At 68.1% G+C, this 12513-nt stretch carries 11 protein-coding genes, 1 tRNA gene and 1 pseudogene; 5 read left to right on the top strand and 8 right to left on the bottom strand.

Annotated features, from left to right (window positions below):
• Together K1Y73_RS19280 and K1Y73_RS19285 are read left to right on the top strand one after the other, a co-directional pair.
• A pseudogene (locus tag K1Y73_RS19280) lies at positions 1-265 on the top strand (helicase HerA-like domain-containing protein); the annotation flags it as partial.
• A gap of 80 nt (positions 266-345) precedes the next feature.
• Complete coding sequence (locus tag K1Y73_RS19285) at positions 346-1704, top strand: CAP domain-containing protein (protein WP_225029934.1); 1359 nt, start codon at positions 346-348, stop codon at positions 1702-1704.
• Between the two features lie 30 nt (positions 1705-1734).
• Here K1Y73_RS19285 and K1Y73_RS19290 read toward each other — a convergent pair whose 3' ends face one another.
• The 4 genes from K1Y73_RS19290 to K1Y73_RS22070 are packed head-to-tail and all read right to left on the bottom strand — an operon-like array spanning position 1735 to position 5705.
• Positions 1735-3018 carry an HlyC/CorC family transporter gene (locus tag K1Y73_RS19290; protein WP_225029935.1) on the bottom strand — a complete coding sequence of 428 codons (1284 nt, stop codon included), beginning with the start codon at positions 3016-3018 and terminating at the stop codon, positions 1735-1737.
• Positions 3019-3053: 35 nt separating this feature from the next.
• A complete protein-coding gene (locus tag K1Y73_RS19295; protein WP_225029936.1) occupies positions 3054-4010 on the bottom strand; it encodes a tyrosine recombinase in 957 nt (318 codons plus the stop codon).
• The gene (locus K1Y73_RS19300; protein WP_225029937.1) at positions 4010-5581 is read right to left on the bottom strand and encodes a hypothetical protein; all 1572 of its coding nucleotides are present in this window, start codon (positions 5579-5581) and stop codon (positions 4010-4012) included. Before K1Y73_RS19300 ends, K1Y73_RS19295 begins: the two co-directional genes overlap by 1 nt.
• The gene (locus tag K1Y73_RS22070) at positions 5571-5705 is read right to left on the bottom strand and encodes a hypothetical protein (RefSeq protein ID WP_263626697.1); all 135 of its coding nucleotides are present in this window, start codon (positions 5703-5705) and stop codon (positions 5571-5573) included. Before K1Y73_RS22070 ends, K1Y73_RS19300 begins: the two co-directional genes overlap by 11 nt.
• A gap of 212 nt (positions 5706-5917) precedes the next feature.
• Between K1Y73_RS22070 and K1Y73_RS19305 the strand changes: the two genes are divergently transcribed.
• Both K1Y73_RS19305 and aroB read left to right on the top strand, forming a co-directional pair.
• Positions 5918-6460: a shikimate kinase gene (locus tag K1Y73_RS19305; RefSeq protein ID WP_225029938.1), complete on the top strand. Its 543-nt coding sequence runs from the start codon at positions 5918-5920 to the stop codon at positions 6458-6460.
• A gap of 4 nt (positions 6461-6464) precedes the next feature.
• On the top strand, positions 6465-7574 hold the full coding sequence (gene aroB / locus K1Y73_RS19310) for a 3-dehydroquinate synthase (RefSeq protein ID WP_225029939.1): 1110 nt from the start codon (positions 6465-6467) through the stop codon (positions 7572-7574).
• A 63-nt stretch (positions 7575-7637) separates the two neighbouring features.
• Here the strand turns inward: aroB and K1Y73_RS19315 are convergent.
• Positions 7638-7712 (bottom strand) — tRNA-Gln (locus tag K1Y73_RS19315).
• A gap of 58 nt (positions 7713-7770) precedes the next feature.
• Here K1Y73_RS19315 and K1Y73_RS19320 point away from each other — a divergent pair.
• Complete coding sequence (locus tag K1Y73_RS19320; RefSeq protein ID WP_225029940.1) at positions 7771-8946, top strand: BaiN/RdsA family NAD(P)/FAD-dependent oxidoreductase; 1176 nt, start codon at positions 7771-7773, stop codon at positions 8944-8946.
• Positions 8947-8972: 26 nt separating this feature from the next.
• On the opposite strand, the gene kdsA is transcribed toward K1Y73_RS19320, so the two are convergent.
• The 3 genes from kdsA to K1Y73_RS19335 all read right to left on the bottom strand — a co-directional run bounded on the left by kdsA (position 8973) and on the right by K1Y73_RS19335 (position 12253).
• Entirely contained in the window at positions 8973-9803 is an 831-nt protein-coding gene (kdsA, locus tag K1Y73_RS19325; protein WP_225029941.1) for a 3-deoxy-8-phosphooctulonate synthase, read from the bottom strand.
• Between the two features lie 76 nt (positions 9804-9879).
• Complete coding sequence (locus K1Y73_RS19330; RefSeq protein ID WP_225029942.1) at positions 9880-11616, bottom strand: capsule biosynthesis protein; 1737 nt, start codon at positions 11614-11616, stop codon at positions 9880-9882.
• A complete protein-coding gene (locus tag K1Y73_RS19335) occupies positions 11603-12253 on the bottom strand; it encodes an ABC transporter ATP-binding protein (RefSeq protein WP_225029943.1) in 651 nt (216 codons plus the stop codon). Before K1Y73_RS19335 ends, K1Y73_RS19330 begins: the two co-directional genes overlap by 14 nt.
• Positions 12254-12513: the final 260 nt, after the last annotated feature.

Here is a 12513-nt window from a genome sequence, read left to right on the forward strand (position 1 = left end):
GGCGCGTGCGGACGCGGCCGAGGACGGGGCCCCGCCCGAGGCCGGGCCGGCCGAGTTCAACCGGGCGCGGCGCTATGACGGCGGCCGTGGCACGGCGGCGCCGGCGCCAAAGACCGGAGCCGGCACGGGCGGCAAGACCACGACCGCGCGCCGGTCCGACAGCATCACCGAAACCTTCGCCAAAAGCTTTGCGCGCCAGCTGGGCACCAAGACCGGCCAGGCGGTGGTGCGCGGGGTGTTGGGGACAATCTTCGGCAAACGCTAGCCGGTGGCGCGGGGGCTGCCCCAGTCTCGCCGTATTTCTTGATCAGCCTGGGCGAGAGTTTCTGCCCAGCGAGATCTGCCATGACGCTGAATGCCGAAGAGCAATATCTGCTTGAACTGATCAACCGCGCGCGCCTTGACCCGGTGGCCGAGGCGGCGCGCTACGGGATCGACCTGAACCAGGGCCTGGCCGCGGGCACGTTGACGGGCGGATCGCGCCAGGTTCTGGCCGCCAATCCGCGGCTGGAGCAGGCGGCCGTCCTGCACAGCCGCTGGATGCTGGACCAGGACGTGTTCAGCCATACCGGCGCGGGCGGATCGCAACCCTGGAACCGGGCGACGGCACAGGGCTATGCCTATAGCAACATTGGCGAAAACATCTCGTGGCGCGGCAATTACAGCGGCTGGATTCCCGGCGGTACCGCGGTGTTGCTGCATCACGAGGGACTGTTTCGCAGCGCAGGCCACCGCGTCAATCTGCTGAACGACACGTTCCGCGAGGTGGGGATCGCCCGCGAAGATGGCGTCTTCCGCAGCGGCGGCACCAACTACAACGCCTCGATGCTGACGGAACTGTTCGGCCGCTCGGGCAGCCTGCCGATCCTGACCGGGGTGGTCTATAGCGACCTGGATCAGGACCGATTCTATTCGATCGGCGAAGGGCGCAGCGGCGCCAGCTTCACCGTCGGCAGCGCCACGGCCGGATCGAGCGCCGCGGGCGGATATGCGCTAAGCGTGGCGGCCAGCGCCGCGCTGGCGGTGGCGGGCGTCACGCCTTACGGGATGCGCTTCACCCTGACGGTGGACATGAGCCAGGGCAATGTGAAGCTGGATCTGGTCAATGGGGTCGAATTCCTGACCTCGGGGTCGCTGGCCCTGGGCACGGGCATCGCGCGGGCCACGCTGCTGGGGCTGGACGATCTGCAACTGTTTGGCAGCACCGCCGCGAACACGCTGACCGGCAATGCCGGGGCCAATCGGCTGGTGGGCTTCGCCGGCAACGACACGATCAGCGGCGGCGCCGGCAATGACACGATGGAAGGCGGCCCCGGCAGCGACCGGCTGCTCGGTGGGCTGGGCGCCGATCTGATCCGCGGCGGCAGCGAGGCCGATGTGCTGGATGGCGGGGCGGGCAATGATACGCTGATCGGCGGCAATCAGGCCGATGTGCTGACCGGCGGGCTGGGGGCCGATGTGTTCCGCTTCAACGATGCGGGCGGCGCCGACCGGGTGACCGATTTCCGCCTGGCCGAGCGGGACCGGCTGGCCTTCGATGACGGGCTGTGGAACGGCGCCAGCCTGACGCGCCAGCAGGTCGTCGACCGCTATGCCCATGTCACGGCCGAAGGGGTGCGCTTCGATTTCGGCGCCGATGGATCGGTGCTGCTGGCGGGGGTGACGAGCCTGAACGGGCTGGCCAACGCGATCGACATCTTCTGACGGCAGGGGCCCGGGTTCAGGGCAAGGGGTTTAAAGCGGGCGGATCTTCAGCTTGGTCAGGCGGTTCTCGCGCCGCGCCATCACCTCGAAGCGGAAGCCGTGGAAGCTGAAGACCTGGCCCTCGGTCGGGATCATCATCGCTTCATGGATCACCAGCCCGGCCACGGTATTCGCCTCGTGATCGGGCAGCGACCAGTCCATCGCCCGGTTCAGGTCGCGAATCGTCATCGACCCATCGACCAGATAGCCGCCTTCCGGCAGGGCCTGCAGGCTGCGCTCGCGCGAGACGACGTCATGTTCGTCGGTGATCTCGCCCACGATCTCTTCCAGAATGTCTTCCAGGGTGATCAGCCCTTCCAGCCCGCCATATTCGTCAACGACCAGGGCGAAATGGGTGCGCCGCTTCAGGAATTCGCGCATCTGTTCGTCAAGCGTGGTGGTTTCGGGGATGAAATAGGGTTTCATCGCCACTTTCGCGATGTCCAGCGACGCCAGCCCCTCATGCGCGTCGCCACGCACCAGCCGGTCGACCTCGCGCAGCAGATCCTTGACGTGGATCACCCCCAGGATGTTGTCATCCGAGCCGCGATAGACCGGCAGACGGGTATGGGACGAGGCCAGAACCTGGCTGAGAATGGTCTGCGGCGGCAGATCGGCATCGATCATCTCGATCTGGCGGCGATGGCGCATGATCTCGTCGACCGTGCGCTCGCCCAGATCCAGCGCGCCCAGCAGCCGGTCGCGGTCTTCCTTTTCCACCGCGCCTTCGGAATGGCCAAGCGCGATCGCACCGGCAATTTCCTCGCGCAGCGCATGCAGATTGTCCTCGGCGCTGGCGCGCACCCCCACCAGCCGCAGCAAAAGCCGCACCAGCAGCCGCACCACGGTGACAATGGGCGCAAGCAGGAAGGTCAGCACCCGCACGATCGGCGCCACCCGCGCCGCCATCGGTTCGGGATAGGTGATGGCCAGGGTCTTGGGCATGACCTCGCCGAAGATCAGCACCAGAACCGTCATCACCAGCGTCGCCAGCGCGACGCCGCTGTCGCCGAAGACCCGGGTCAACAGCGCGGTGGCCAGCGCGGAAGACAGGATGTTGACGACATTGTTGCCCAGAAGCAGGGCGCCGATCATCCGCTCGCGGTCTTCGGTGACGACCAGCGCGCTTTGTGCCCCGACCGAGCCCTTGTCGGCCTGTCCCTTCAGCTTGGCGCGCGACGCCGCCGTCAGCGCGGTTTCCGAGCCCGAGAAGAAGGCGGAGGCCATGATCAGCGCCAGAATGGCGGCCGAGGTGATCCAGAAGGCTGTGTCCATAGGTCCTTTGGGGGAATGCGTCGGCCAGAAGCCGGTTATCGGTCAGGCTTGCCCTTGCGCGCAAGGGGGTGATGGGTCAACACCAGATCGCGCAGATGATCCTCAAGCACATGGGTATAGATCTCGGTCGTGGCCAGATCGGCATGGCCCAGCAGCGTCTGGATCACCCGCAGATCGGCGCCGCCCTGCAGAAGATGGGTGGCGAAGGCATGGCGCAGCACATGCGGCGTCACCTTGTCGGGCGAGACGCCGGCCTTGACCGCAAAGGTTTTCAGCAGCGCGAAGGCGTTCTGGCGGGTCAGATGGCCGGCCGCACCCGCGCCGGGGAACAGGTGTTTCGGCACCGGCTTGCCGGCCTTGCGCAGGGCCTCGGCCTCGGCATCCAGCGCGGCCAGCCAGGCGGCGGCGGCGGCGCGGGCCGGGGCGGACAGCGGGACCATGCGCTCCTTGTCGCCCTTGCCGCGCACCAGGATCATCCGCGGATCGCCCCGCAGCGCGGCCTGGGGCAGGGTGACCAGCTCGGTCACCCGCAGGCCGGTGGCATAGATCAGTTCCATCAGCGCCGCATTGCGCAGCCGGTCGGAGTCGGTGCGGCCATGGGCGCGGGCGGCGTCGATCAGGCGGGTGACCTCGTCTTGCGAAAGCGTCTTGGGCAGGCTTTGCTGCCGGCCCGGCCCGCCGATCCGCAGCGCCGGATTGTCGGCCCGCCAGCCTTCGTCAAAGGCGAAACGGTACAATCCGCGGATCGCCGACAGCCGCCGCGCCCGCGTCGCGGTGCTTAGCCCCTGCGCATCGCAGAAGACCAGATAGGATTCGACATCGGCCCGGGTCAGCTGCGCCAGATCCAGGCCCTGCCGCGCGACCCAGGCGGTGAAATCCAACAGGTCGCGGCCATAGGACAGCTGCGTGTTGCGCGCGGCACCCGCTTCGGCGGCCAGCGCGTCAAGCCAGGCAGAGATCCATCGGTCGGGCGATGCCGGCGCCGCGGCCATCAGCCGCGCCGCTCCAGGATCATCAGTTCCAGCGCCGCGCGCCGCGCCACGCTTTCCAGCTTGACCACCCGCAGCAGCGACAGGCCCTGGGTGACCCCGGCCAGATTGCCCTCGACCCCGCGGGCGATTTCCTCGATCGCGGCCAGCAGCGCCTCGCCGAACCGGTCGCCCTGCAGCAGCCCCTGGGTCTGGACCGAGGGCGCGGGCGCCAGGAAGGCCGGTGCAATGGCGCGGGCCATGCTGTCGGGCGCGGTCAGCCCGTCAATCTTTCCGCTGGCAAGACCCTTGAGGAAGGCCTCGGTCGCATCGGCGGGCACATGGTCGCGGGCGATGGCCTCGGCCGAGGGCGACAGAAGGCCCACGCGGAAGGCGATGGCGGCGGCCTCGCCCGACAGGTTCAGCGCCGCCAGATCGCGGCCGTAAAGGAGCGCGAAGGGCACCTCCAGCTCGACCTCCTGCATCCGCGCCCAGACCACCGGCAGGGTCTGCGCGACCCGGTCGGCATCGCCGCTGCGCAGGGCGGCGTCGAAATCCTGGAAGGCATCGACCCGATCCCAGACCCCGCCCGAGGCCGCGGCATCGCGTTCGGTGTACAGCCCCAGCAGCACATTCGGCGCGATGGTGCCGGCCCGGGTCAGCCGCTCGGCCGCCTCGATCTGCGCCTTCCAGCCGGCATTGGGGCCGATTTCGGCATAGGAAAAGGCGATGGGCAGGCTGCCGGTCGGCAGCGATTCCCCGATGGCCTCGTAGATCTTCCAGTCCAGCGGCGTGACCGGATTGGGCGGCGGAGTCATCATCTCGCCCTCGAACATTTCGGGGTCAAGGAAACGCGCCATCAGATCGGCTTGCGCGCCGGTCAATTGCCCCAGCGCCGCCGCGGTCTGCAGGGTCAGCGCCGCCGCATCCCAGTCGCCGGCGCGGGCCAGACAGAAGATCCGCGCCTGGAAGGTCGGCGCCAGGCCCGGCGCATTCTGCATCGCCTCGCAGGCGCGGTCCTCGTTATTGGTCAGCAGCGCCACATCGAAGGCGCGGCGGAACAGATCCGGCGTCTTGGCGCCCGAGATCTCGATCAGCGCCGCCGCCTGTTCCAAGGCGCCCACCGACAGAAGCTTGTCGATCCGCGCCTGCAACAGCCGCCCGCCTGTGCCGGCATCGGCCGGCGGCGTGGCCTCGGCCAAAAGCAGCGTCAGGAACAGCTGGCGCAGCGCGGGCAGGCTGTCCATCCGGTCGCGCGCGATGGCCTGGGCGATCTCTTCGGTCCGGCCAGCGCCCCACAGGTTGCGCGGCAGCCCCGAGACGGAAGGCGCGATCAGCCCCGCCGCGTCGGGCGAGGCCGCATCCAGCGGCGTGGTCGCCACCGAGGCGGGCAGGGCGCCGCCCTTGGTGACCGGCGGCTCAAGACTGGCAATCGCCGGCGCGCCCGGCACCGTGGCCGGGCTGGTCACCGATTGCGACAGCCAGTCGATCGCCGACAGCGGATCGTCGCCTGCGGCCCATACGGGCGTATGGACCATACCGGACCCGGCCGTCAGAACGGCCAGCGCGGTCCGGGCGAAAAGCTTACTCGGCATCAAGCACCACTGGTTTTGTCACCTCGGTCTGCACCGGGGTCAGGTCGCCCAGATAGGCAAAGGCCGTCAGCCCGACGAAACCCAGAATCGCCAGCACGATCAATGCCTTGAAAATACGCCCCATCCGTCCCGTCCTTGTTCTGCCTGTCCTCTGCGCGGCCCTGAACCGGGTGTCCGGCCTGGCCCGCAGCGCCTTGCCCCGGTCCTTCGGCCGCCGGGTTCGGGTGCTTCGGGGGCGAATATATATGGCTTTCCGGTGAAGATCACGCCATTGAGGGGCGGAAAGCGCCGGTTCGGCAGGCAAGTGCCCGGGGCATCACGACAAGGTGAAGGGCAATGCTGCGGCTGCAGAAAACCGTGGTCATGGTGGGGATGATGGGCGCGGGGAAAACCGCGGTCGGGACCGCGCTTGCGCGGATGCTGAAAGTGCCCTTCCTTGATTCGGACGAGGAAATCGTCCGCGCCGCCAATGCCTCGATCGCGGAAATCTTCGAACGCGACGGCGAGCCCTTCTTCCGCAACCGCGAATCCGAGGTGATCGGCCGGCTGCTGCGCGGCGCGCCCTGCGTTCTGTCGACCGGCGGCGGCGCCTTTCTGGCCGAACGCAACCGCGCGCTGATCCACGAGGCCGGGATCTCGGTCTGGCTGCGGGCCGATCTGGATCTGCTGTGGCATCGCGTGCGCCACAAGACGACGCGCCCGCTTTTGCGCACCGCCAACCCGCGTGAGACGCTGCGCCAGCTGTACGAGGCGCGCATTCCCTTCTACGCCCAGGCCGATCTTGCCGTGGATGCGGCGCCCGACTACTCGGTCGAGCAGATGGCCGCGCGGGTGATCGAGGCCCTGAAAGCCCGGCCGGACGTTCTTCTGACGGAGTGAGACCATGAATATCGTGCCGGTGAAGCTGGGGGCGCGCAGCTATGAGGTGCGCATCGGCGAAGGGCTGATCGACCGGGCGGGGGCCGAGATCGCGCCCCTCTTGCGGCGCAAGCGGGTGGCGGTGGTGACCGATGAAACGGTGGCCGCGCTGCATCTGCCGCGGCTGGAAGCGGCACTGGCGGCCGAAGGGATTGCGGTGCAGGCGCTGGCCCTGCCGCCGGGCGAGGGCACCAAGGGCTGGGCGCAATTCGCGCGCTGCGTCGAATGGCTGCTGGAGGCCAAGGTCGAGCGCAAGGATGTGGTCGTGGCCCTGGGCGGTGGGGTGATCGGCGATCTGGTGGGCTTTGCGGCCGCGGTGCTGCGGCGCGGGGTGCGCTTCGTGCAGATCCCGACCACGCTGCTGGCTCAGGTCGATTCCAGCGTCGGCGGCAAGACCGGCATCAACACGGCCCAGGGCAAGAACCTGGTCGGCGCCTTCCACCAGCCCAGCCTGGTCCTGGCCGATATCGGCGCGCTTGGCACGCTGACGGCGCGCGACTTTCTGGCCGGTTATGGCGAGGTGGTGAAATACGGGCTGCTGGGCGACCCGCTGTTTTTCGAATGGCTTGAGGTCGAGGGGCCGGCGCTGGCGGCGGGCGATGTTCAGGCACGGCTGAAGGCGGTGACGCGCTCGGTCGAGATGAAGGCCGGAATCGTCGAACGCGACGAGACCGAAGAGGGCGAGCGGGCGCTTTTGAACCTGGGCCATACCTTCTGCCATGCGCTGGAAAAGGCGACCGGATTCGGCGACCGTCTTCTGCATGGCGAAGGCGTGGCGGTGGGCTGTGCCCTGGCCTTCGAATTGTCGCAGCGGCTGGGTCTTTGCGCGCAAGAGGCCCCGAGCCGCGTGCGCGCCCATCTGCGCGCCATGGGGATGAAGGTCGATCTGGCCGATATTCCGGGCGATCTGCCGGGGGCCGAGGCGCTGATGGCGCTGATGGCGCAGGACAAGAAGGTTGTCGATGGCAAGCTGCGCTTCATCCTGGCGCGCGGGATCGGCCAGGCTTTCGTGGCCGATGACGTGCCGGGCGACGTGGTCACGGCGCTTCTGCGCGACGCCCTGGCAAGCCGTTGAAACGAAACGGCCCCCGCGCTGCGGGGGCCTGTTTCGGCTGGCTTTTCCGTGACTTCGGAAGGTTGGCTGGGGCGCCAGGATTCGAACCTGGGTATGGCGGTACCAAAAACCGCTGCCTTACCGCTTGGCGACGCCCCAACCGTGCGGCGGTGTTTAGCGAAGGGTTACGGGGGCTGCAAGAGGGGTTTTGAGGCAAATGTCATGGGATGTGATTGTGCTGGGGGCAGGTGCCGCCGGCATGATGGCCGCGATCGAGGCCGGGCGGCGTGGAAGACGGGTTCTGGTGCTGGATCACGCGGCCAAACCGGGCGAGAAGATTCGGATCTCGGGCGGCGGGCGGTGCAATTTCACCAATCTGGGCATCGCGGCCAATGCCTATCTGGGCGCGAATCCGCGCTTTGCCTTGTCGGCGCTGAAGCGATTCACCCAATGGGATTTCATCGCCCGCATGGATGCGGCGGGAATCGCCTGGCATGAAAAGACGCTGGGGCAGCTGTTCTGCGACGGGTCGGCCACGCAGGTGGTCGACTGGCTGGTCCGCGACATGGCCTCGGCCGGGGTGGACCTGTGGCTGTCCTGCGCGCCGGGGGCGGTGACGCGGCGGGGCGAGGGATTCGCGGTGGAAACCCCGCGCGGGGTGCAGGAGGCGGCCTCGGTCGTGGTGGCGACGGGGGGCAAATCGATTCCGAAGATGGGCGCCTCGGCCTATGGCTACCGGCTGGCCGAGGGATTCGGCCTGGCGGTGACGGAAACGCGGCCGGCGCTGGTGCCCCTGACCTTCGCCGAGCAAGAGCTGGACTGGCTGCGCCCCCTGGCGGGCGTGTCGCTGCCGGGGCGGGTCAGCTGCGGGCGGCAAGGCTTTGACGAGGCGTTGCTTTTCACCCATCGTGGCCTGTCGGGCCCGGCAGTGCTGCAAATTTCCAGCTATTGGCGCGAGGGCGACGAGATCGCGCTGAACCTGCTGCCCGGGGCCAAACCGGCCGAGGTGCTGCGCGCGGCCAAGGCGCAGGGCGGCAAGGGGCAGCTGGCGGGCGCCCTGGCGCGGCTGCTGCCCGAGCGGCTGGCGCGGCATCTGGCCGAGACCTCGGGTCTGACCGGCCCCCTGGCCGAGATGCGCAGCGATGCGCTGGACCGGCTGGCGGCGCGGCTGCAGGACTGGCGGCTGAAGCCTGTCGGGTCCGAAGGCTACCGCACCGCCGAAGTCACGCTGGGCGGGGTCGACACGGCCGGCCTGGACGGGCGCACGATGCAGGCCAAGGCGGTGCCCGGCCTGTATTTCGTGGGCGAGGTTGTCGACGTAACCGGCTGGCTGGGCGGCTATAATTTCCAATGGGCCTGGTCGTCGGGCTGGGCGGCGGGGCAGGTGGCCTGACCGCCTGCGCCTCGGCCTTCCGCGCCTCAGACCCGCAGCGGATCGGCCTTGGCCAGCCGGTCAAAGCCCATCAGACTGGCCACCAGCGCCGGCATCTGGTCCAGCGGCACCATGTTCGGCCCGTCCGAGGGCGCGCGATCGGGGTCTTCATGGGTCTCGATGAAGACGCCGGCAATGCCCAGCGACACGGCCGCCCGCGCCATCACCGGCGCGAATTCGCGCTGCCCGCCCGAGGCGCCGCCCAAGCCCCCAGGCTGCTGCACCGAATGGGTGGCGTCCATGATCACCGGCCAGCCGGTGCGCGCCATGATCGGCAGGGCCCGCATGTCGGCGACCAGGGCATTATAGCCGAAACTGACGCCGCGCTCGGTCAGAAGGATGCGGTCATTGCCGGTGCTGGCAACCTTTTCGGCCACATTCGCCATGTCCCAGGGCGCCAGGAACTGTCCCTTCTTCACATTCACCACCGCCCCCGTCCGGCCCGCGGCCAGCAGAAGATCAGTCTGCCGGCACAGGAAGGCGGGGATCTGGATCACATCCACCACCGTTGCCGCCTCGACCGCCTGGCCGGCATCATGCACATCGGTCAGGACCGGAATCCCCATGGCCCGGATCGCGGCCAGCACTTTCAGCCCCGCCTCCATCCCCATGCCGCGCCGACCCGACAGCGAGGTGCGGTTGGCCTTGTCATAGCTGGCCTTGAACACATAGCCCGCGCCGGCCGCCTTGCAGGCCTCGGCCATCCGGCCCGCGATCATCTGGGCATGGTCCAGGCTTTCCAGCTGGCACGGCCCGGCGATCACCACCAGCGGCAGGTCGTTCCCCGCGCTGAGCGCGCCGATCTTGACGGTCTTCATCCTGTCTTCCCGATCTGATGTCCGGCCGGTCCGGCCCGCGGCGGCAGCACCGCCACGTCCGAACCCCGCCCGAAGATTACGACGATACCTGTTCGCGCAGGATCGCCACGGTCATCGAGACCATGAGGTAGATGCCCAGAAGGATCAACATGGTGACAAGCGTATTCTCGAAGACGCGCGGATAGCTGGGCGTATCGGCGGCGACCGGCGCCACCGGGGTCGACAGGTAGCGCACCTGGCGGTTCGCCTCGATCCGGGCGTTCTCCATCGCCTGCAGCGCGGTTCCCAGGATCGCCTGCCGGGTCGTCACATCGGCCTGGGCCACCAGCAATTCACCCTGGACCTTGGCCAGACCCTGGCTGTCGCCGTCGCCTTCGGTCAGCTTGGCGCGCAGCCGGGCGATTTCCGATTCAAGCGTGACGATCCGCCGCTTCACCGGCTCCATCCGGGCCTGGTTGGGGCTGCTGTTGGCCTCCATCTGCGCGAGGTTCAGCTTTTCCTGCGTCAGCTGGGTTTCCAGCTGGCCGATCTGCGTGGTCAGCAGCGTGACTTCCACTTCCGAGGACAGGACCTTGAACTTTTCCTGCAGGTCCACCACCCGGCGCTGCGCGTCGATCACCGCCTGCTCGGCCTCTTCATAGCTGGTGCGCGCGCCCTTCATCTGATCCTCGCGCAGGCGCTGGGTCAGATGGTCGACCTGTTCCTCGGCATAGTCGATCAGCTGCTTGGCCCAGACCTCGGACAGATGCGGGTCGGCGGCCAGAACGTCCATCTTGATGATGCCCTCGGTGGTATCATACGAGATCTGAACGTATTTCCGGTACAGCTTATAGGCATCGTCCATCGAGGCATCGTCGGCCAGCCGCAGGATCGGGTCGATGTTCGGGCCCTGGAAATGCTCGCGGAAGCCGTGATCGGCTTCCAGCCGCTGGAAGGCCTCGCGGCTTTGCAGATAGCCCTGCACGCTGATCGAATCCTGCGATGTGGCCAGCGCCGTGCCCGACAACAGCCCGCCCATGCCGGCGGCGGCGGGGGGTTCGGCCTGCTGGATCACGAATTCCGAATGCGTGTCGTAAAGCGGCGTCGCGACATAGGCGAAATACCAGCCGGCCAGGAAGGTGGGCAGGAAGATGAAGACGAACATCCGCGCCGACAGAAGCGCCAGCCGGCGGCGGCGGCGCTTGGCGATGTCGCGCTGCATCTTCAGGATTTCGGCGGCGTGGTTCACTTCCGCCCGCTGCTCGGTCGAGGGCAGCTGGATCGGCTTCACCGTCTGCGGCAGGCGCACCCCGTCGCCGGGCAAAGGCGTCAGCGCGCGGCCAGAGCCGGGCGGCTGGGGCGGCATCTGGCCGCCGCCATCGGCCTGGGTCGGCGGCTCGGCGGTGACAAGTTCCAGCATCGAGGCGCGCTGGAACGGGTCGATCCCCGCCTCGCGCAGCAGGCGGACGGCGTCCTGGTCCGAGGTGGCGGGCAGGTTGTGCCGCTGGGCGATGCGCCGCGCGGTGCGCAGCTGGCGCCCGGTCAGCCCCTCGCGCCGGATCGCTTCCAGGGCCGCCTCGACCGGATCGGCTTCGCGCAGCGCCCCCGGCTCGGCCGGCGGGCGGCGCAGCGCCGCGGTCGGGCGGTCGGGCGTGGCGCCCGCGGTCGGGAAGATCTGCTCGCCGAACCCGTCATCGTGATTGTCGAACAGCAATTCGCCCGCCGTCGCGGCAGGCGTCGCGGCAGGCGTCACTGGCCGGGGCGGCGGGGCCGCGGGCGCGCTGACCGGATCGGGACGGCGGATATGGAACCGCGCGGCCTTAAGCATAGTCATAGAGACGCCTCGCTTCTTCCAGACTATCGAACATGTACAGCTGACCGTTGCGCAGAACAGCCGCCTGACGGCAGAATTTTTCCAGCGTTGCGGCCTGGTGCGACACGATCACAACGGTCGCATTCTTCAGCCGCTCGCGCAGGATCGAGCCGGCCTTGCGGTTGAACTCGACATCCGCGGTCGAGGGCATGCCCTCGTCGATCAGGTAGATGTCGAATTCGATCGCCAGCATCAGCGAAAAGGTGAAGCGCGACTTCATCCCCGAGGAATAGGTCGAGATCGGCATCTCGAAATATTCGCCCAGATCGCAAAGCCAGCGGCAGAAGCTTTCGACATAATCGGGGTCCAGCGCGTAAAGCCGGGCGATGTCGCGCGCATTCTGATGCGCCGAATGCTTGCCCGAAACGCCGCCCATGAAGCCCAGCGGAAAGGACACCCGGCAGGTGCGGGTGATCCTGCCCTCATCGGGTTTTTCCAGCCCGGCCATCATCTGGATGATCGTGGTCTTGCCGGTGCCGTTCGGCGCCAGAATGCCCAGCGACCGGCCCAGTTCGACCCGGAACGAGGCGCGGTCGAGAATGACCTTGCGCCGCTTGCCGGTCCAGAACGACTTTGAGACATTCTCGAATTCGATCATCTCGCGCCTTTGCCGCCCGTCCCGCCTTGCCGCCGCCTTGCCGCCGTCTTGCCCGCCCGCCCACGTCCGCGCTGCAGGACGCCGCGCCGATCTTGCCGGATCTTCGTTAACGCCCGGTTCGGCCTTTTCGCAGGGATGCCGCGCCATTGCGGCGCCATTATGTCGGAAAAGCGGGTGCGATGACGGGATCAGCGATTTTGCCGCCGTCTCGCTGTGCTGCCGCGACATCGCCGCGAACGAGGCTTTCTGGGTCAAGGGCC

The organism is Xinfangfangia pollutisoli (assembly GCF_020179405.1).
GTDB lineage: Bacteria > Pseudomonadota > Alphaproteobacteria > Rhodobacterales > Rhodobacteraceae > Pseudogemmobacter > Pseudogemmobacter pollutisoli.